Source organism: Chlamydia muridarum str. Nigg (assembly GCF_000006685.1).
GTDB lineage: Bacteria > Chlamydiota > Chlamydiia > Chlamydiales > Chlamydiaceae > Chlamydia > Chlamydia muridarum.
In genome coordinates this window covers 427,628-447,074 of record NC_002620.2, presented here as the reverse complement: position 1 = coordinate 447,074, position 19,447 = coordinate 427,628, and the positions used below count along the sequence as shown (strand labels likewise).

Genomic DNA, 19,447 nt, shown 5'->3' with positions numbered 1-19,447 from the left:
CTCTATCGTAAACATCTAGTGCTTACGACCATCTTTCTTATGTTTAAACTAATCAAAAGCGCATTTCTCCTTACTTGCTGTGTTTTAGGATACTTTTGGATAAAAAAAGAGAGTATTGTAGAGCAATGGCTGTCCAGACAACTGCATACACAGGTTACTGTTGGGAACATCTCTCCTGGCCTCTCCAAGACAAAAATTCGCCACCTATGTATCCATAATCCTTTTCCCTCTGACAAGTACCCTTATGCGGTAGAAGTGGAATACGTAAGCCTTAGATACTCTATTGTAACCATGCTTCTTTCTAAAAAGATCGATATTTCAGATGTCATTTTACAAGGAACATCTTTAACCGTATTCCCTTGCGAAGGATCCGCTAAAACAAACTGGTCTTTCTTTTGGGATAATTTTATCAACCATTTCAGCAGCCCACCTACTTTCCACTCCCAAAGTTTTGAATCGTCTATAGATACTGTTCCCGTTTTTATTAAACGCTGCTTATGCACAAATACTCGAGTTTGTGGCGTTAAAAACAATTATAAAGAAATTCCTACTACACCGATCCCTTCTCTTGAATTTAGAGGAGCTTTGTCTTGCTCTCCTCTCCCCACTTTAGGAGAAACAGCAAGATCCTTGCTCTATCTTATTGTTGAAGAAAGTTTTTACCATGCTAATGTCTCTGGAGATATAGCGCGCCCTCTAGCCAAACAAGCGCGAGCTTACTTTAACTCTTCCCTATCAGAGTATTCTCATCTAAGGCAACGTGGAGCTTTTCCTCCTAATAACCTTACTCATGAGATCGAGGGTTTTATGAAGGAACTTCTTTTCCGATGATCCGTTTCTCAATCAAAAAGGATTTTCTGTATCCAAAAATACAACAGAATCACATCCCACTTGTTTCAAGTACTGAGTCAAGGCTTTTGGTCCGACCTTTTCAGTAGCTGTGTGTCCGAAAGCTAAGAAGTTAATGGCTAGTTCATGTGCTAAGGACCATGCTGGCTCATCGAAGTTTCCTGTGATAAAGCAATCTACTTCCTGACTCTTAGCTTCAGAAATTTCTTTATAAGCTCCGCCAGAAATCAATGCTGCAGAAGAAATACTTTCCTTTCCTCCAAGGGCTTTAGCTAATACTGGAGCTTGATAATAGGAGGATAATTGAGACACAAAGTCATGAATGCCTATTTCTGGGAACACCCCTTTTACACCTAAAGACGGTTTCGTGCTCCCAAAAGATTCTAATCGCTCCCATCCTAAATCTTTAGCCACTTTCCAATTATTCCCAACTTCTGGATGCGCATCTAAAGGCAGATGATAAGCTATTAACTGAATATTGTTCTCAATAAGACGCTGCATTCTTTGATAAAGCATCCCTGTGATAGGATAAGGCATTCCTTTCCAAAATAACCCGTGATGCACAAGCAAAACATTCGATTCACAAGCAATAGCCTTCTCAATAGTTGCTAAATCTGCAGTCACTGCAACAGCTATTTTACGGACTGGTGCCTGCGCATCCCCAACCTGCAACCCGTTAGGGCCATAATCATTAAACAATTCAGGATATAATAATTCATTCAAAACATGCAAAAGATCAGCAACATTCATATAGAAACCTTACGAGGTTTTAATAGACTCTTTTTGTTTTATTGATCCCCAGAATAACCGGCCATCTTTTCAGGAAATTTACAGTACTCTGACAAAAAATCCTCTTTAATTCTACGATGTCCTGAGGAACTTGGAAGATTTTTCAGTTCTACTAATGTATAACTATTTTGTTCTGAAGAGAGAGTTTTAATATGAAAAATATAAGGGAATAGAGAAACGCGATAACGAGTAAAAATCTGTTTCTGGGAGGGAAGGCCTCCAACAAAGCGAATAGAGTCTCCAAAATCTTGACGAACCAGATCGGTTATTTTCTCAACATCACAACAATCTTCTTGAGAAAGCTGATAGTAAGGAAATTCATATAATCCTGCCATAATCTCATGGTCTTCTCTTTTTGTCATAAGGACCCTATCCTTAGATACAATAATCACTACAGCGCGAAAAAGAGGTGTGATTGCAGAACGAGAGTTTTTAACTGGGTATTGCAACACAGTCCCTTCTTGATACGCTTTGCAAAAAGAGCGTAATGGGCACTGTTCACAAACAGGCTTCCGATTGCAAATCCTTGCACCTAGTTCAATAAAAGCCTCTGCAATAACCTCAGGCTCATAATCCGGAAGCAAGGTTTCACACAATTCCGTGATCTCTTGTCGTGTCTTAATACGATCAATGGATTGATTTATTGCAAATAAACGGCTCATTACGCGCAAAACATTGCCGTCAACAGCAGCCTTTTTTTGCTTAAATGCAAACGCTAAGATAGCATTTGCAGTATAAGGACCTATCCCTTTAATAGAGTTAAGAAGCAAAGGATCCTGTGGAATCTCGCCTTGAAAAAGCTCTGTAATTACACGCGCTCCAGATAAAAGATTCCGCGCCCGAGAATAGTAACCCAACCCTTCCCAAAGACGTACAACTTCACTTTCCTCGGCATGAGCAAGATCTTGTATAGAAGGGAATCGCTCCATCCATCTTAAAAAATAGGGAACCACAACCTCTGCTCGAGTTTGTTGAAGCATAACTTCAGAAACCCAAACACGATAAGGAGTAGGAGATTCCCTCCATGGGAAAGATCTTTTACATTCAAGAAACCATAAACGAAACGCTTCCAGAGGAAAACGGTCATTATCTTGGGAAAAAGCTGTTCTTATCATAGAAATTTGCGTAAAATTGTACCAACATACTTATTGGTAAAGGATTATGCAAGAGTTTATTGGTATAGCAGATCGCCAGACAAGGCTTGCTTGTTTTCTCCGGACTTCCTTACCCCATCTACCTAAAAAAACTATTTTAGAGTCCATTCGCTATCATGGCTGTCGAGTAAATGGTCGCATTGAACGGTTTGAATCTTATAAACTTCACCCCGGAGACCGTGTTTGTTTACAGATTATCGAGCGTTCTTCTGCACAATTACTTTGGGAAGATGAGCATCTTTGCATCTATAATAAGCCTGCAAAACAAACTTCAGAGGCCCTTGCCTGCCAACTTCATGTTCATCTTGTCCATCGATTAGATCGAGATACATCTGGCTGCATTCTTTTTGCAAAACACGAAAAGGCTATTACCCCTATCACACAACTATTTAAAACTCGGCAAATAGATAAGCGTTATATAGCTTTAGTATTTGGTCACCCACGCCAACAATCTGGAATCATTACAACCTATACAGCCCCTTGCCATAGACGAATTGGCGCTGTATTGTTTGGAAATACAGATGAAAAATTGGGGAAAAAAACGATCACTGAATGGGAAGTTCTCACTCACTATTCTAAGTATGCTTTACTCCTTTGTCGCCCTATTACAGGACGAACTCATCAAATACGCTTACACATGAAAACAATTGGACACCCCATCGTTGGGGATATTGATTACGGAAATAAAGAACAGCCAAAGCATGTCGTTAGGCCTTTACTTCACGCTAACAGTCTTTGCTTTATTTCCCCCTTCTCCAAAAAAAAGATAGAGGTCTCATCCCTAACTCCAGATACCCTCTATCCTTTTGATGCAGATTTTAAGCCTCAGTAACCTTTACCACTCCTGCTTTAGTTGCCCAGGAGGAGAAACACTCTCTTAAAAGGCCTTTACTCTCTCTACTATCAGGATCTTTTAAAGCTAAAAGTAACTCTATAAAGGCATTTTGTGATTCATGGACTACAACTAGCTTACGAATATCTCTACGAGTTTTGCTTGTTGTACGCAATGAACATCGTAACCGATCTCGCAAACAATCTAAACTCTCTTGTAAAATACAATCTCGGAACTCTTTACACTCTTCGCTTTCGCTAGACGGACCTCCTTCTATTGAAATTCCGCACATAATCATGCAAACACAGACGATTTCAGTTAATTGTTTAGGCGTTAACCAAATAGGTTTTCTGTCATTCCCTACTGCGGAGGAAAGAACCGAACAAAGCTTACAAAGAAGTAAGGTTTTCTGATCAGCACTTAAACCATTTCCTTCGTTATTTTCGTTATCTTCCTCCATTCCTTTTATCTGCAAACATGACAAGGCTGGAAGCAGTAATGCGGGATTAAAATTCTCAGCTTCTTGTTTGCCTCCAGTGCATGTAACAATTTTAACACGATTGGCCAGATCCTCTAGAGATAGCATAGTTGTTCTTCCCGATAATCCAGAACAAATAGCTCCTTTCCAGAAAGATTGATTTAGTATCGTCATACAAGAGCAAAAACGATTCATCCATTTCTCTTGAGTCATACGCATCATCAATTGCCCAATAGTGGATACCGCCTCTTTACAAGCATTTTCTAGTTGTTCTGGAGAAGGAATATTTTTAACATCGCCGTTCAATAAATCTGAGATGGTAATCCCTAAATTCTGTAATCCCATCATAAACGTTGTGGACCCTACAGCAGATTCTAATTGCTGAATCTTATTAGCATAATCTTTTAAATCAACCTCTTCTCTAACAGACTCTTTGAAACACCATAACTCTGTGCAACCACATAAGAGACTTCCAAATCTACCACAACCACATTCTCCTCCATCACAACCACAAGAAGAACACCCGCAAGATCTAGTGCAACAAGGTTTACAAGAATCGTGGCACAACTCTAAGCTTTTTTGAACCCGTTGACTTTTTGCTGCCATTACAAGAAGCTCTGTTAATGCTGTTCCTCCTATACCAATACCACTAACAATCGGATTAGGGGAACTAGCTAACAGCCCGCAAACAGTGGAGCAACATACTCTCAAACAACTTTGCGTTGAAGCTTCATCAACAGAACTTTCTTTGTTTTGCACCTTCTGCAAAAGTTCAACAAGATCATTCAAATTCTTGTTATTCGCTGCTCCAGAAAGATTATACTGACTAAGTAACAAGTTAACGAGCGGAGAAGACATGTCCGAAGTCTCTATACCATTTAATCCGAGCAATAAAGACACGGTATCTGACACGTTTGCATCTTTCAATAAGCCTCTTAACTGAGATAATGAAGCTGTTGATGGACTATCCACTTCTGTGAAAGAGCGAATACGATCTTCTCCAAATAAGCTAAAAATGTTCTTAGAAGAAAAGGAGCTCATGCCAGAAAGCATCGCAGCCAACTGTAGTGAACGATGCTGAGAAGAAGAGGATCCAAGCCGAGGCTGTTGATCGATCACAGATTCGGAGGAGGGACTATCAATACAATCGCCACTTCTAAGGGAGATAGAAGTTAGAGCAAAACCTGAAGAAGAGTACCTGTCCTGAGACCTTCTACCAAAAATCTCCCTTCCATGATCATGAAAAATAAGCCCCTGCACATTAGGAGCCTGGGCAGCCATCAAAAAATTGCATGGGAGCTGCCCGCATACCGAATTAATAGGATCCGGTTGAGTGTGTACAGAGAAATTTGACTCCAAAGAGATGGGCTCTTCATCAACCTCTGTAACATTAAAATTCTGAGAACTCCCAAAAAGGCGAGACCATAAAGAAGAACAAATGCCACTAATACCTAACGACATATTTTACCCCCTCCTCTGTATTCTTTTAACGTTTGAAAGTAAAAAGCGATAAACAATACATAACCTGCCGACAAACAGCTATAAAAAATTAAAATAAAGTTTATACACTTCTCTCTCACCTCTCACAGAGTTCGGTAAGTTAGCTCAGATAGGCCCCTCCCTTACCAGGTCCGTTTCTCAATAATAACAGAATCTGCTACTCTCCTTCTCAAGAAGACAAAATGGGGTTAGCTCATGTTGAAAATTGATTTAACAGGAAAAATTGCGTTCATAGCAGGTATAGGTGACGACAATGGATATGGCTGGGGCATTGCTAAAATGTTAGCGGAAGCCGGCGCCACCATTCTTGTGGGCACTTGGGTTCCTATTTACAAAATTTTCTCCCAATCCTGGGAACTAGGAAAACTTAATGAATCTCGCAAATTATCAAATGGAGAGCTGCTTACTCTTGCTAAAATCTATCCAATGGATGCCAGTTTCGACACCCCAGAAGATGTCCCTCAAGATATCTTAGAAAATAAACGCTACAAAGACCTTTCTGGCTATACTGTATCCGAAGTGGTAGAGCAGGTAAAAAAAGATTTCGGGCATATCGATATCCTTGTCCATTCTCTTGCGAATAGCCCCGAAATTGCCAAACCTTTACTTGATACTTCACGCAAGGGGTATCTTGCAGCTCTAAGCACATCTAGCTATTCCTTTATTAGCCTTCTTTCCCATTTCGGACCCATTATGAATGAAGGCGCCAGCACAATCTCTTTGACATATCTCGCTTCTATGCGTGCTGTTCCTGGATATGGTGGCGGGATGAGCGCTGCAAAAGCTGCTTTAGAGAGTGACACAAAGGTATTGGCTTGGGAAGCTGGTAGACGTTGGGGAATTCGCGTAAATACCATTTCGGCAGGACCTTTGGCCAGCCGAGCTGGAAAAGCGATTGGATTTATTGAGCGGATGGTGGATTACTATCTTGATTGGGCGCCACTACCATCTCCAATGGAAGCTGAACAAGTGGGCGCCGCGGCGGCATTCCTTGTTTCTCCTTTAGCTAATGCCATTACAGGAGAAACTTTATATGTAGACCACGGAGCCAACATTATGGGCATAGGTCCAGAAATGCTTCCTAAGGATTAAGAAGCTGCTTATGATGCAGTTCACCAGCTTCCCAAGCGGAGAGAATGCCAAGATCCTTCGCTGGGGGAGCTAAAAAGTCTGCTAATCCATGCATTTCCTCTGGAGCTGTCTGCATAACAATTCTAAAATCCCCTCGAGACAATAAATCTATATCATTAGCATCATCCCCAGAAGCCATTATAAAAGGCTTGTTCCCTTTATAGAACGTATGGACCACTTGATCTACAGCAAACCCCTTAGAAATATCTTTTAAGGTGAGCAAAAGCACTGCATAATTAAAATCAAAAGGCCAACGCATGTAATTCATCGTTACACGCGAAGACACTTCCGGCGCTTCAACAAATCTATCCATAATTTTTTTAACTTCTTCTCGTCTGCCAAAAAATTTAGCAACAGCAAAATTTTCATAAGTAAACTCGTCCGATAGACATCCCTGAACATCAACGAGCAATTCTGCAGATTCTTCCGAAGGGAAATATACAGTATCAAGAATCGCTTTAAGTTCACGAGTTTTATTCCCTAATCCTTGTCGAAAATAGGTATCCCGATTAGAAGCTCCGGACTCTATGCACACAATAAGATCTAAGCCTTCAAAATATCTTTCTAAAACCCGAAGAAAATCTCGGGGCATATTCTGAAAATAAATAAATTCCTTTTCTGTGGAGGACCATACGGAAGAGCCATTTTGACTACCTAATAAAAAAGGAACAGACAAGTTTTGAAAAAGAGGATATGCGTAAGAAAAATATCTTCCTGTTAAAAAAAACAAATCCCACCCGGCTTCGTGATACTGATACAAAGCTTCTATAACTCGATCATCAAGTTGGTGTGGTTGGTGTGTAATTGTCCCGTCAATATCTGTAACTAATAACTTATCTAAACTCATAAAAAAGAAGCTCTCCTTTTGCCAACGACTCCTTATTTTTTATCTTTAAACTGATTTAAGAAACCTGAAAGCATCTCTCTGCGGGGAGTCGGCGTTTTCTTTTGATCCTGCTGCATTAGTTCATTCAGATCTGTATTCGGAGGAAATTCGGATAATAATGTCACATGCTCCCCTCTCTCTGCAATCACTATGGTCTTATTCGCTACTTTAATCACGTAAATAGAGGTTTTGGAGGGTAAAACACGGCGATCTAAAACTTTAATAGATGAGTTGCTGCTTGGGATATGTCCTCGAGAACGCAAAAAACGTCGAAATAACCAACACCCCAATCCGAATATTCCCAATAACAAAATTAAAGAGGCGAACATTTTTCCTAATTCCCAATGCATAGAATCGGAAAAAACCTCATTAACAAAGGAGAGCTCTTGAGGGATTTCCACCAAAGAAGGGTCTTCTTCCAAAAAACATAAAATATGTTGAAACAAACGCAACATAAAGACCTCTTCCTCTCAGGATCTGAATCAAGATATGTCCCCCATCCTACGAAGCTAAAGCTTATTAATCAAGATCCCTTGTTCTAATCAGAAAGCTTTGGCATACTCGCTTTTTCTAAAGAATTTTAGAGGATCCTGAATGATTTCAAGGTTTGGAGTTGCCTGCATCCCTCTAACCATTTGGTTGTTTTCTGGGACAAAACTATTAGCAAAAGCCTTATATCTTGCCTTGCACAACCAGTTTTCTCCTATCCTAGCAGCACAGTTATTTGCTGCAGCTTGGGTAATATCCTCTATCAAATTCCGTCTAATCTTAAAGAAAAGCGTAATGAAACAGCATGAACTTGACGCTCAGCTTCTCATCAAAGAAATTTCTCCTTTGATGTTTGTGCGAAGATCTTTGCTGTCGAAGCGTATGTTTGTCATTTTGAGTATGTCAATAATTTCTTCTACGATGCATCGCTCAACAACCATACCACTGTTCTCATTTCTTATGTGCTCTTCCGTCAGCTATGCCCTTTTCAAAGCAAGCCTTGCTCACTGGAAGCTGCTTAAAGAACTAAAAGCTAAATACTCTATTTACTACTATTAGTTACTTCTGCAATAGCTACTGCGGTGGCATACTCTCGACAGTGACTCATGGAAAGAAGGATTCTTTTCACCTCCAGCAAAGCCAGCAAAGACTCCGGAACGGAAACTTGGGGGTGTTGAGTCCCCCTAGATATTTCGATTTCTTTCCATTTCAAAGATTTACCTATACCCGTACCCAAAGCTTTGGATACAGCCTCTTTAGCAGCAAAACGCACTGCCAAAGAAGCATAGGGATCCGACTTAGAAAAACAGTAAGCCTGCTCCCCTTTCGTAAAAATTTTGTTTAGGAATCGATCCCCATAAGTGTGATAAGCTCTGCGAATCCTATCAATTTCTATAATGTCAGTCCCTATCCCAAACATAAAACTTATTTTTCTAAAAATCTTTCAGCATCTAAAGCCGCCATACACCCGCTACCTGCGGAAGTAATGGCTTGTCTATAATACTTGTCTTGAACATCTCCTGCAGCAAAAACTCCGGGAACCGATGTTCGAGAACTTCCCTTCTCTGTAATAATATATCCATTCTCATCTAAGGACAACTGCCCCCCTAAGAATGCTGTATTGGGCTGATGCCCAATAGCAAAGAAAACTCCAGCGGCTTCCATTGTTACAGTAGTCTTCTCGACATTATTAAAAATATCAATGGAACGAACCAAAGAATCCCCCAATATTTTTACTACTTCACTATTCCAGAGAAAAACAATTTTCTCATTAGCTTGAGCCTTATTCACCATAGCCTTTGAAGCACGCAAAGTATCCCTTCTATGCACAACGAATACACGCTTACCATAACGAGTCAAAAACATGGCCTCTTCCAAAGCAGAATCTCCCCCTCCAATAACAAATAAATCCCGATCTCTAAAAATGGGGGAAGCTCCATCGCAAACTGCACATGCTGTCACACCTTTTTGCCAAAATTCATTATCCCCTGCACCTGGAATAGATAATCTCTTGGCCGAAGCCCCTGTAGCTATAATGCACGCGTCACATGTAAAAGTATCTTCTCCGGATTTCAGAACAAAAGGTCTAACACTGAAATCTACAGAAGTGATGTCTTTAGCAATCACCTGCGTGCCAAAACGCTGGGCTTGCATTTTCATATTTTCCATGAGCTGATGACCCAACACCCCTTGAGGGAACCCCGGAAAATTTTCCACTTCAGTCGTAGTCATTAATTGGCCTCCAGCGATACCAGAAAAGAATCCTTCAAATAGTATTGGGGTCAAAAGCGCTCTAGAAGCATAGATAGCAGCCGTGTAACCTGCAGGCCCAGAGCCTATAATGGCTAACTTTACATGTGTCATGGGAACTCCTGATACAAACTTAGATAAGGATAAAAGAGCTGCAAATATATAGGGAAAAGTCTTCTTGATTTTGCAAAAAGGAACTATAACTAACCAAACTTTTTACGCAAACGACATTCATTCCAGAATCCTAATGCGAAAGGAACACATTAAAAAAAAGAAGTAATAGACAAAACATTTATTTATAAATTCAGCTCAAAAACTAAACTCTCATAAAAAATTTATGAATTTTTAGAACAGCTTATTACCCCCTATAGCAAGGGAGATCTTGCCTTTTTTAAGGTGAATATTTACACTGTTCTTTTTGACTTTGTAGTTTTTAGGAGAACATCACTAAATGCCAAAACAAGCTGATTATACTTGGGGAGCAAAAAAGAATCTCGACACGATAGCTTGCTTACCAGAAGACGTTAAACAATTTAAAGACCTTCTTTACGCGATGCATGGCTTCACCGCGACAGAAGAAGAACCCACTAGCGAAGTACAGCCTGGTGCGATCCTAAAAGGTACAGTTGTCGACATAAGCAAAGATTTTGTCGTGGTTGACGTTGGATTAAAATCTGAAGGAGTCATCCCGATGTCGGAGTTTATTGACTCTTCAGAAGGTTTGTCCGTCGGAGCTGAGGTTGAAGTTTATTTGGACCAAACTGAAGACGAAGAAGGAAAGGTCGTCCTGTCCAGAGAAAAGGCAACAAGACAACGTCAATGGGAATACATTCTTGCTCATTGTGAAGAAGGCTCGATTGTTAAAGGACAAATCACTCGAAAAGTCAAAGGTGGCTTAATTGTTGATATTGGTATGGAAGCTTTCCTTCCAGGGTCTCAAATCGACAATAAAAAAATTAAAAACTTGGATGACTACGTAGGGAAAGTTTGTGAATTCAAGATTCTCAAAATTAACGTAGATCGCAGAAATGTTGTTGTGTCTAGAAGAGAACTTCTGGAAGCTGAACGCATTTCTAAGAAAGCTGAGTTGATTGAGCAAATCACAATCGGAGAACGTCGTAAAGGTATCGTCAAAAACATTACTGACTTTGGAGTTTTCTTAGATCTCGATGGTATCGATGGGCTGCTTCATATCACAGATATGACATGGAAACGTATCCGTCACCCTTCTGAAATGGTTGAACTCAACCAAGAATTGGAAGTAATCATCCTCAGCGTGGATAAAGAGAAAGGTCGTGTAGCTCTTGGTCTGAAGCAAAAAGAACACAATCCTTGGGAAGATATCGAGAAGAAATACCCTCCAGGAAAACGTGTTCGTGGAAAAATTGTTAAACTTCTCCCTTATGGAGCATTTATTGAAATTGAGGAAGGTATTGAAGGCCTCATTCACGTTTCAGAGATGTCTTGGGTTAAAAACATCGTTGATCCTAACGAAGTTGTAAATAAAGGTGATGAGGTCGAAGTAGTCGTTCTCTCTATTCAAAAAGATGAAGGGAAAATTTCTCTCGGCTTGAAACAAACAGAACATAATCCTTGGGATAATATTGAAGAAAAATATCCTATTGGATTGCGTGTGACAGCAGAAATTAAAAATCTAACAAATTATGGAGCTTTCGTTGAATTAGAGCCCGGAATCGAAGGATTAATTCACATTTCTGATATGAGTTGGATTAAAAAGGTTTCTCATCCTTCCGAACTTTTCAAAAAAGGAAATACTGTCGAGGCTGTTATTTTGTCCGTAGACAAGGAAAGTAAAAAAATCACTTTAGGCGTAAAACAATTGACTCCTAATCCATGGGATGAGATTGAAGCTATGTTCCCTGTCGGAAGCGATATCTCCGGTATAGTAACTAAAATTACAGCTTTCGGAGCTTTCGTTGAATTGCAAAATGGTATCGAAGGACTGATTCACGTATCCAAACTTTCTGATAAACCTTTTGCTAAAATTGAAGATATTCTCTCTATCGGAGACAAGGTTTCTGCTAAGGTTATCAAGCTAGATCCTGATCACAAGAAAGTTTCTCTTTCCATTAAAGAGTTCCTTGCTCATGGAGGACATGCTGGTCAAGATGCAGAAGAAGAAACATCTTCTAACAGAGACTAGTCTTTTTGCTAATGCCCTCGTTAATGAGGGATAAACGTAAGAGCAGAGCTAATAAGGCTCTGCTCCATTAGCATTTAGCATTATTTTTTTGTTTTTTTCCCTTACCCATAAGAGGAGTATTAATGAACAAGGATCTTGTGGCTATTTTTGACTACATGGAAAGAGAGAAAGGTATTCAACGCTCTACAATAGTAGGAGCTATTGAATCCGCTCTGAAAATTGCTGCGAAAAAGACTCTTAGAGATGACGCGAATGTGTCCGTGAGTATCAATCCTCGCACCGGAGACATAGAAGTTTTTTGTGAAAAACAGATCGTTGAAAAATGCCAAAATCCAAGTAAGGAAATTCCCTTAGATAAAGCCCGTGAATATGATCCAGATTGTCAAATCGGGCAATATATGGATGTTCCTTTTGTCTCTGATCAATTTGGAAGAATTGCAGCTCATGCAGCTCGCCAAATTATCGGTCAGAAACTTCGTCATGCCGAACGCGATGTAATTTATGAAGAGTATCGCCATCGAAAAAATGAAATCATTTCGGGGGTGATTAAAAGTTTCTCTCGCGGATCAAACTTAGTGGTTGATTTGGGGAAAGTAGAGGGGTTACTTCCCGCTCGCTTTTATCCTAAAACGGAAAAACATAAAGTAGGCGATAAGATTTATGCGCTTCTTTACGAAGTACAGGAATCTGAAAATGGCGGAGCTGAAGTTATTCTCAGTAGAAGTCACCCAGAATTTGTAAAACAATTATTCATGCAAGAAGTCCCAGAATTAGAAGAAGGGTCTGTTGAGATTGTGAAAATTGCAAGAGAAGCTGGCTATCGAACAAAAATGGCAGTGCGCTCTTCTTCCCCTCAAACAGATGCTGTAGGGGCTTTTGTAGGTATGCGTGGCTCTCGCATCAAAAACATCATTCGAGAATTAAATGACGAAAAAATAGACGTTGTAAATTATTCCCCTGTATCGACAGAATTGTTACAAAATTTGCTCTATCCTGTAGAGATTCAAAAGATCGCTATTTTAGAAGACGATAAAGTTATCGCTATTATCGTCCAAGATTCGGACTATGCAACTGTTATTGGTAAACGGGGTATCAATGCTCGTCTAATCAGTCAAATTTTGGGCTATGAACTTGAAGTCCAAAGAATGAGTGAATACAACAAGCTATTAGAAATTCAACGCTTACAGCTAGCTGAATTCGAAGATCCTCGATTGGATCAGCCTTTAGAAGTGGAAGGAATTAATACGTTAATAGTGCAGAACTTAGAGCACGCAGGATACGACACGATTAGGAAAATATTGCTGGCTAGTGCTAGCGAATTGGCTTCTGTTCCAGGAATTAGTTTAGAGTTAGCTTACAAAATCCTCGAACAGGTCAGCAAATATGGAGCATGCAAAGTTGACGAAAAACCTAAAGTTGAAGATTAAGAACGCACAGTTAACGAAGGCTGCTGGCTTAGATAAGCTGAAACAGAAACTAGCTCAAGCCGGATCTTCTGACACCAAAAATTCTCCAGTAAGTAAAGCTCAAACCAAAGAAAAGAGCTCCAAAAAGACTGCTGGCACAACAGCTTCTGCGCCTGAAATAGAATCGGGCGCAACGGAATCTACTGCGCGAAGAATTCGTGCGAAGGATCGCTCTTCCTTTGCTGCAGAAGAGCCTTCTACAACAGTAGCTTTGCCCGGCGATGCATCACATTTGACTTTAGATGCGCTCCCTTCAGCAGACTCTACAGAACCCCTTTCTAACTCTTCACAAGAAAAAATTGTAGAGGATGCGGTAGAAACACCTAACTCTCCACAAGAAGATGGGAAGGAACTTCAAGAAGAAGTAGCCAATGAGCAGCCTGCGCGCAATGAGGAAACTCCCATTATTAGAACAAGAACGGAGCCCAAGAGCGTTGTTTCTATTAAACCCAAATTTGGTCCTACAGGGAAGCATATCAATCATTTGCTAGCCAAAACTTTCAAAGCTCCGGCTAAAGAGACAAAGGCTGCTGCTCCAGCAGAAGAAACTACTCAACAGACTCGGCCTTCAGTCGAAACAGCTTCTACCAAGCAGCAGCAGCCTTCTGGAACAAATACTCGTCCAGCTCAGTCCGCTCCTGCGTATCGTAGGGAATCCACTAACAACAATAATAACTCAAAGCGAGGGCCCGATCGCGATCGCACTAAGAGATCTGATGAAAACGTCAAAGCATTCACAGGTCGCGACCGTTATGGATTAAACGAGGGATCTTCAGAAGAAGATAAGTGGCGCAAAAAACGTGTTCATAAAACGAAAAAGCAATCCGAGGAACACGTTGTACAATGTCCTTCGCATATTAAGATCGCACTTCCTATTACGGTTAAAGATCTGGCTGCGGAGATGAAGTTAAAAGCTTCGGAGCTTATCCAAAAACTTTTCATCCATGGTATGACCTACGTAGTAAACGATGTTTTGGACAGCCAGACTGTCGTGCAATACATTGGGTTAGAGTTTGGATGTACTATTGAAATAGATTCTTCAGAGAAAGAGAAGCTTTGTTTAGTAGAGAACACTGTTCGAGATGAAATTAACGAAACAAATCCACAGAAGCTTGTTATCCGCTCCCCTATCGTAGCTTTTATGGGACACGTGGACCACGGGAAAACAACTCTAATCGATGCTTTGCGACAAAGTAACATGGCTGCTTCAGAAGCAGGCGCAATTACGCAACATATGGGAGCCTTTAAATGCTCTACTCCAGTTGGAGAAATTACTGTTCTTGATACTCCTGGTCACGAGGCTTTCTCTGCTATGCGAGCTCGAGGCGCAGAGGTTTGCGACATTGTAGTGTTGGTGGTCGCCGGAGATGAAGGGATTAAAGAACAAACTGTCGAAGCCATTGAGCATGCAAAAGCTGCAAATATTACCATCGTTGTCGCAATTAACAAGTGTGATAAACCAAACTTCAATGAGGAAACTGTTTATCGTCAACTAGCTGAACTCAATCTTCTTCCTGAAGCTTGGGGAGGATCCATTGCGACTATTAATACCTCTGCTAAAACAGGCGAAGGATTACAAGACCTTCTTGAAATGTTAGCATTACAAGCAGAAGTTTTGGAACTGAAGGCCGACCCATCTGCCAGAGCACGAGGACTTGTTATCGAGTCCGAGCTGCACAAAGGATTGGGAGCTGTTGCTACCGTACTTGTTCAAAACGGAACTCTTCATCTAGGAGAAGCTCTGGTATTTAACGATTGTTACGGTAAGATAAAGACTATGCATAATGAGCATAATCAACTCTTACAATCAGCCTCACCTTCTACCCCAGTTCTTATTACAGGGTTATCAGCGATTCCTAAAGCTGGCGATCCTTTCATAGTTGTGAAAAATGAAAAAGTCGCAAAAGAAATTATTAGTGCCCGTCTTGCAGGTCAACAAAGGTCCGCAGCTTTACAGAAGAAACGACCTAATTTCGATGCTGTATTGCAGAATAAGAAGACTTTGAAATTAATCATCAAGGCTGATGTTCAAGGTTCTATAGAGGCCCTGGCGCATTCAATACTTAACATCCGTTCGGAAAAAGTGGATGTTGAAATTTTATCCAGTGGAGTTGGAGATATTTCAGAATCCGATATCCGTTTGGCATCCGCCTCTAAAGCAACCGTTATTGGTTTCCACACGAGCGTAGAGAGTCATGCCGAGTCTCTGATTAAGAGCTTGAATGTTAAGGTCTGTCTATTTGATATCATTTACCATGCTGTGGATGCTATCAAAGAAATTATGACAGGTCTTCTGGATCCTATAGCAGAAGAGAAAAACTTGGGTGCAGCGGAAATTAAAGCGACCTTTAAATCTTCCCAGTTGGGCACAATTTACGGCTGCCTAGTTACAGAAGGAACCATGGTACGCAATCAGAAAGTTCGTATTATTAGAGACAAAGAGGTTCTTTGGAAATGCTCTCTCTCCTCCTTAAAACGCCTTAAAGAAGACGTTAAGGAAGTGAAGAAGGGAATGGAATGTGGTATTCTATTAGATAACTACCAACAAGCACAAATTGGCGATACATTGCAGTGCTACGAGGTCATTTATCACCCACAAAAATTGTAGGCTAACATGACTGAAAACAGACGGATGAAAAAAGTAAATGCAATGTTGAGAGAATCCATTGCAAAAGTCATTTTGAAGGATGTAAAGCACCCCAAAATTTCGAACCGTTGGATCACAATAACACGAGTATCTTTGTCAAGAGACTTGCAATCTGCTCGTGTTTACGTGTCCATTATGCCGCATGAGAATTCTCAAGAAGAAACTCTTGCGGCATTGAAAGCCTCTGCGGGATTTATTGCTTGTCAAGCTTCTAAAGACGTAGTTCTAAAGTACTTTCCAGACTTGAATTTCTATATGGAAGATATTTTTTCTCCCCAAGACCATATAGAAAGTCTTCTTCTGAAAATAGCTGAACAAGATAAAAAATTAACCCATAACAACAACAATTCTTCTGAACTCCACGATTAAAATATTATGGAACTTGCGACAGAACCTATTGAAGGCGTTTTGCTGGTAGATAAACCACAAGGGAGGACTTCGTTTAGTCTTATTCGTTCTCTTGTTAGGTTAATAGGCGTGAAGAAAATTGGCCATGCCGGAACTCTTGATCCTTTTGCTACAGGCGTTATGGTTATGCTAATAGGGCGGAAATTCACCCGACTGTCTGATATTATGCTATTTGAAGACAAAGAATATTCTGCCGTAGCACATTTAGGTACTACTACAGACACTTATGATTGCGATGGGAAAATTGTAGGTCGCTCTAAAAAAGTTCCAACTATGGAAGAAGTGTTGGAGTGCACAAGCTATTTCCAAGGAGAAATTCAGCAAGTCCCTCCTATGTTCTCTGCTAAAAAGGTACAAGGGAAGAAATTGTACGAATATGCTAGACAAGGATTGTCTATAGAGCGTAGCTTTGCAACAGTAAGAGTGGATCTCCGTTTAATTAAGTACGAGTATCCTCGCCTACATTTCGTAGTGAAATGCAGCAAGGGAACCTATATCCGGAGCATTGCTCATGAACTCGGCAACATGTTAGGTTGTGGAGCTTATTTGGAAGAGCTTCGCCGATTACGCAGCGGAAATTTTTCTATTGATCAGTGTATCGATGGAAATCATCTGGATGAACCTGGGTTTGATGTGTTTCCTCACTTACGTGATGCAAATGGACTTATCCTACAGCCTACTCCCGTCCTCTGATCCTATAGAATCTATTACGATAGGCTTTTTTGATGGATGTCATTTAGGACATCAAGCATTGCTTTCTTCCTTGAAACAATTTCCAGGAAAATCTGGTGTCATTACATTTAGCGAGCATCCTAAACACACTTTATCGAACTCTCCTCCAGAAACTATTACTTCTCTTGAAGAGCGCATTCAGTTGCTAACGAATTGTCACATTGATTATCTAGCAATTCTTCCTTTTAACCAAGAGATAGCCAATGAAGAGGCTGAAATGTTTATTCTATCTCTTTATGAGTCGCTACATCCATCAAGAATTATCTTTGGGTATGATTCTCGATTAGGAAGGGGTGGTCTTGGAAATGCACAAACATTAAAGCCTTTTGCTTCTTCTTTAGGGATATCATTAGAAGAAATCCCTCCCTTAAGCATCAACGGAACCATTGTATCCAGTAGAAAAATTCGTCAATTTCTTCGAGAAGGGGACCTTCTTTCCGCAGAAAAATTTCTAGGCCGACCTTTTTCTTATACCGGAACAGTCACTCGAGGCCAAGGAATAGGTTCTTCTTTAGGATACGCTACTATTAATCTTAATCTTACTCGTTCCCTTTTACCTTTAGGAGTCTACAGCTGCTCCATAAAAATTGGGCGTGAAAGCTATTTAGGAGTAATGAATCTAGGTATGGCACCTACCGTACAGAGAAACCAACTTTGTCTAGAAGCGCACATTCTCGACCTTTCAGCTGATCTTTACGAACAGCGAGTTACTGTCATCCCTAAGCAGTTCCTTAGAGAAGAAAAAACTTTTTCTTCTCAAAAGGAACTTGCTCTTGCTATTCAAGAGGATATACGCAAAGCTCGTTTAAGTTAAAAAAGCCACATCCCCTTTTAGTTATGCAGAAACAGCATGATATCTCCGTCCTGAACAATATAGTCCCGACCCTCTGCTCGTAATTTACCTGCTTCTCGAGCTCCAGCCCTTCCATTATAGGTAACGATATCTTCTAAAGTCACCACCTCAGCACGAATAAATCCTTTTTGAATATCTGAATGAATTTCTCCTGCAGCTTCTGCAGCAGTTGCTCCCTTAGAAATTGTCCAAGCTCTCGTCTCTTGTGGACCTGTAGTGAAATAAGAAATTAGCCCTAAGGTCTGATATGCAGAAGCTACTAAACGATTTAGCCCAGATTCTTGTAAGCCCAAACTATGTAAAAAGTCTTGCCGCTCTTCCGGAGGAAGAGACAGAATCTCTTCTTCTAATTTTACACAAATAGGCACGACGTTAGCCCCTTCTTGTTGGGCAATCCTCCGTACTTTCTGGACATAGGGATTGTCTAAATCTGTTAAGGAATCTTCGTCAATGTTAGCAATATAAAGCATAGGCTTTCCTGTAAGGAACGGATAGGGTTTCAATAAACTTCCTTCTTCAGAAGAAAGAGAAAGCGTTCGAACAGGGTTTCCCGATTCTAAATGTTCAATTACTCGATCTAAAATAGGGATTAATTGTCCTATATCTTTCTTCCCTTTAGCCTGTTTGCTAAGTTTATCACGAACACTAGTAGCAGAAGAAAAATCTGCTAGTATCAGTTCCAGGTTGATAACAGCAATATCTTCCTCTGGATCGATCTTTCCAGATACGTGCGTCACATCATCATTATCAAAACAGCGCACAACATGAGCAATTGCATGAGTTTCTCGAATATGCGATAAAAAGCGGTTCCCTAACCCAGCGCCACTTGCAGCACCTTTTACTAGTCCTGCAATGTCCACAAATTTCATATCTGCATAGATAATCTTGTGACTCTGACTAATACGAGCCAAAATCTCTAACCTAGAATCAACAACTGGAACGATACCAACATTAGGATCAATCGTGCAAAAAGGATAATTACAAGAAGCAACCTGCGCACCTGTTAACGCGTTAAATAACCCCGATTTTCCTACATTAGGAAGCCCTACTATTCCGCACTCTGTTTGTCCCATTTTATTACCCAGAAATTTTGATTCTTTTTTAAAGGCAAAAAATGCCTTTCTTTCTTAACTGACAAGGGAAGAGAGATTCTAAAGAAAAAGCAAGATTAGCGCTTCATGAAAAACACTCTTTAAAAAAAAATCTTCTCTTGCTTGAGATACGCCTTACTCTTTGTATATAAAAGAGATGAGCTTCAATCACCTTCTTTCTTGAGAAAAACATTTACATAGGGTAACTTGCGAAATATTCCTTTTAGCG

The 19,447-nt window shown here is 40.4% G+C and carries 18 protein-coding genes; 10 read left to right on the top strand and 8 right to left on the bottom strand.

What is annotated here, in order from left to right; translation table 11 throughout:
* Positions 1 to 39 precede the first annotated feature (39 nt).
* On the top strand, positions 40 to 831 hold the full coding sequence (locus TC_RS01915) for a hypothetical protein (protein WP_010230302.1): 792 nt from the start codon (positions 40 to 42) through the stop codon (positions 829 to 831).
* Positions 832 to 843: 12 nt separating this feature from the next.
* On the opposite strand, the gene TC_RS01910 is transcribed toward TC_RS01915, so the two are convergent.
* Positions 844 to 1,599 (bottom strand): Nif3-like dinuclear metal center hexameric protein, encoded by a 756-nt coding sequence (locus TC_RS01910; protein WP_010230301.1) that lies wholly within the window; start codon positions 1,597 to 1,599, stop codon positions 844 to 846.
* 38 nt (positions 1,600 to 1,637) lie between these two features.
* Positions 1,638 to 2,753, bottom strand: coding sequence for an A/G-specific adenine glycosylase (gene mutY, locus TC_RS01905; protein WP_010230300.1), 1,116 nt, complete (start codon positions 2,751 to 2,753; stop codon positions 1,638 to 1,640).
* A gap of 46 nt (positions 2,754 to 2,799) precedes the next feature.
* Between mutY and TC_RS01900 the strand changes: the two genes are divergently transcribed.
* On the top strand, positions 2,800 to 3,624 hold the full coding sequence (locus TC_RS01900; RefSeq protein ID WP_010230298.1) for an RluA family pseudouridine synthase: 825 nt from the start codon (positions 2,800 to 2,802) through the stop codon (positions 3,622 to 3,624).
* Here the strand turns inward: TC_RS01900 and TC_RS04875 are convergent.
* Entirely contained in the window at positions 3,611 to 5,563 is a 1,953-nt protein-coding gene (locus TC_RS04875; protein ID WP_010904328.1) for a hypothetical protein, read from the bottom strand. The two genes, TC_RS01900 and TC_RS04875, sit on opposite strands and share 14 nt — an antisense overlap.
* 234 nt (positions 5,564 to 5,797) lie before the next feature.
* Between TC_RS04875 and TC_RS01890 the strand changes: the two genes are divergently transcribed.
* Positions 5,798 to 6,694, top strand: a complete 897-nt coding sequence (locus TC_RS01890) for an enoyl-[acyl-carrier-protein] reductase (RefSeq protein WP_010230294.1) — start codon at positions 5,798 to 5,800, stop codon at positions 6,692 to 6,694.
* Here TC_RS01890 and TC_RS01885 read toward each other — a convergent pair.
* Both TC_RS01885 and TC_RS01880 read right to left on the bottom strand, forming a co-directional pair.
* Positions 6,684 to 7,580 carry an HAD-IIB family hydrolase gene (locus TC_RS01885; RefSeq protein WP_010230289.1) on the bottom strand — a complete coding sequence of 299 codons (897 nt, stop codon included), beginning with the start codon at positions 7,578 to 7,580 and terminating at the stop codon, positions 6,684 to 6,686. The two genes, TC_RS01890 and TC_RS01885, sit on opposite strands and share 11 nt — an antisense overlap.
* A 32-nt stretch (positions 7,581 to 7,612) precedes the next feature.
* Complete coding sequence (locus tag TC_RS01880) at positions 7,613 to 8,074, bottom strand: flagellar biosynthetic protein FliO (RefSeq protein ID WP_010230286.1); 462 nt, start codon at positions 8,072 to 8,074, stop codon at positions 7,613 to 7,615.
* A 139-nt stretch (positions 8,075 to 8,213) separates the two neighbouring features.
* Here TC_RS01880 and TC_RS01875 point away from each other — a divergent pair, with 139 nt between their 5' ends.
* Positions 8,214 to 8,666: a hypothetical protein gene (locus TC_RS01875; RefSeq protein ID WP_029589512.1), complete on the top strand. Its 453-nt coding sequence runs from the start codon at positions 8,214 to 8,216 to the stop codon at positions 8,664 to 8,666.
* Here the strand turns inward: TC_RS01875 and acpS are convergent.
* Positions 8,650 to 9,027 carry a holo-ACP synthase gene (gene acpS, locus TC_RS01870; protein WP_010230282.1) on the bottom strand — a complete coding sequence of 126 codons (378 nt, stop codon included), beginning with the start codon at positions 9,025 to 9,027 and terminating at the stop codon, positions 8,650 to 8,652. The genes TC_RS01875 and acpS overlap by 17 nt on opposite strands.
* A gap of 5 nt (positions 9,028 to 9,032) precedes the next feature.
* Positions 9,033 to 9,971, bottom strand: a complete 939-nt coding sequence (trxB, locus tag TC_RS01865; protein WP_010230279.1) for a thioredoxin-disulfide reductase — start codon at positions 9,969 to 9,971, stop codon at positions 9,033 to 9,035.
* 337 nt (positions 9,972 to 10,308) lie between these two features.
* Here trxB and rpsA point away from each other — a divergent pair, with 337 nt between their 5' ends.
* The 6 genes from rpsA (at position 10,309) to TC_RS01835 (ending at position 18,088) form a co-directional block, all read left to right on the top strand.
* A complete protein-coding gene (rpsA, locus tag TC_RS01860) occupies positions 10,309 to 12,021 on the top strand; it encodes a 30S ribosomal protein S1 (protein ID WP_010230276.1) in 1,713 nt (570 codons plus the stop codon).
* A gap of 122 nt (positions 12,022 to 12,143) precedes the next feature.
* The gene (gene nusA / locus TC_RS01855) at positions 12,144 to 13,448 is read left to right on the top strand and encodes a transcription termination factor NusA (protein WP_010230274.1); all 1,305 of its coding nucleotides are present in this window, start codon (positions 12,144 to 12,146) and stop codon (positions 13,446 to 13,448) included.
* Positions 13,405 to 16,095, top strand: coding sequence for a translation initiation factor IF-2 (gene infB / locus TC_RS01850; protein WP_010230269.1), 2,691 nt, complete (start codon positions 13,405 to 13,407; stop codon positions 16,093 to 16,095). The genes nusA and infB overlap by 44 nt, the downstream gene beginning before the upstream one ends.
* Positions 16,096 to 16,101: 6 nt before the next feature.
* On the top strand, positions 16,102 to 16,503 hold the full coding sequence (rbfA, locus tag TC_RS01845) for a 30S ribosome-binding factor RbfA (RefSeq protein ID WP_010904325.1): 402 nt from the start codon (positions 16,102 to 16,104) through the stop codon (positions 16,501 to 16,503).
* A 6-nt stretch (positions 16,504 to 16,509) separates the two neighbouring features.
* Complete coding sequence (gene truB, locus TC_RS01840) at positions 16,510 to 17,235, top strand: tRNA pseudouridine(55) synthase TruB (protein WP_010230262.1); 726 nt, start codon at positions 16,510 to 16,512, stop codon at positions 17,233 to 17,235.
* Entirely contained in the window at positions 17,192 to 18,088 is an 897-nt protein-coding gene (locus TC_RS01835) for a bifunctional riboflavin kinase/FAD synthetase (protein ID WP_010232129.1), read from the top strand. The genes truB and TC_RS01835 overlap by 44 nt, the downstream gene beginning before the upstream one ends.
* Before the next feature lie 17 nt (positions 18,089 to 18,105).
* Here the strand turns inward: TC_RS01835 and ychF are convergent, their stop codons facing one another.
* Positions 18,106 to 19,200 (bottom strand): redox-regulated ATPase YchF, encoded by a 1,095-nt coding sequence (ychF, locus tag TC_RS01830; RefSeq protein WP_010230258.1) that lies wholly within the window; start codon positions 19,198 to 19,200, stop codon positions 18,106 to 18,108.
* Between the last annotated feature and the right edge of the window lie 247 nt (positions 19,201 to 19,447).

Excerpts from the sequence above, each read along its gene's own strand:
- TC_RS01880 (WP_010230286.1), bottom strand. The coding sequence starts at position 8,074 with ATGTTGCGTTTGTTTCAACATATTTTATGTTTTTTGGAAGAAGACCCT.
- TC_RS01900 (WP_010230298.1), top strand. The coding sequence starts at position 2,800 with ATGCAAGAGTTTATTGGTATAGCAGATCGCCAGACAAGGCTTGCTTGT.
- TC_RS01885 (WP_010230289.1), bottom strand. The coding sequence starts at position 7,580 with ATGAGTTTAGATAAGTTATTAGTTACAGATATTGACGGGACAATTACA.
- rpsA (WP_010230276.1), top strand. The coding sequence starts at position 10,309 with ATGCCAAAACAAGCTGATTATACTTGGGGAGCAAAAAAGAATCTCGAC.
- acpS (WP_010230282.1), bottom strand. The coding sequence starts at position 9,027 with ATGTTTGGGATAGGGACTGACATTATAGAAATTGATAGGATTCGCAGA.
- infB (WP_010230269.1), top strand. The coding sequence starts at position 13,405 with ATGGAGCATGCAAAGTTGACGAAAAACCTAAAGTTGAAGATTAAGAAC.
- TC_RS01875 (WP_029589512.1), top strand. The coding sequence starts at position 8,214 with ATGATTTCAAGGTTTGGAGTTGCCTGCATCCCTCTAACCATTTGGTTG.
- TC_RS01910 (WP_010230301.1), bottom strand. The coding sequence starts at position 1,599 with ATGAATGTTGCTGATCTTTTGCATGTTTTGAATGAATTATTATATCCT.
- nusA (WP_010230274.1), top strand. The coding sequence starts at position 12,144 with ATGAACAAGGATCTTGTGGCTATTTTTGACTACATGGAAAGAGAGAAA.
- TC_RS04875 (WP_010904328.1), bottom strand. The coding sequence starts at position 5,563 with ATGTCGTTAGGTATTAGTGGCATTTGTTCTTCTTTATGGTCTCGCCTT.
- mutY (WP_010230300.1), bottom strand. The coding sequence starts at position 2,753 with ATGATAAGAACAGCTTTTTCCCAAGATAATGACCGTTTTCCTCTGGAA.
- trxB (WP_010230279.1), bottom strand. The coding sequence starts at position 9,971 with ATGACACATGTAAAGTTAGCCATTATAGGCTCTGGGCCTGCAGGTTAC.
- truB (WP_010230262.1), top strand. The coding sequence starts at position 16,510 with ATGGAACTTGCGACAGAACCTATTGAAGGCGTTTTGCTGGTAGATAAA.
- TC_RS01915 (WP_010230302.1), top strand. The coding sequence starts at position 40 with ATGTTTAAACTAATCAAAAGCGCATTTCTCCTTACTTGCTGTGTTTTA.
- TC_RS01890 (WP_010230294.1), top strand. The coding sequence starts at position 5,798 with ATGTTGAAAATTGATTTAACAGGAAAAATTGCGTTCATAGCAGGTATA.
- rbfA (WP_010904325.1), top strand. The coding sequence starts at position 16,102 with ATGACTGAAAACAGACGGATGAAAAAAGTAAATGCAATGTTGAGAGAA.
- ychF (WP_010230258.1), bottom strand. The coding sequence starts at position 19,200 with ATGGGACAAACAGAGTGCGGAATAGTAGGGCTTCCTAATGTAGGAAAA.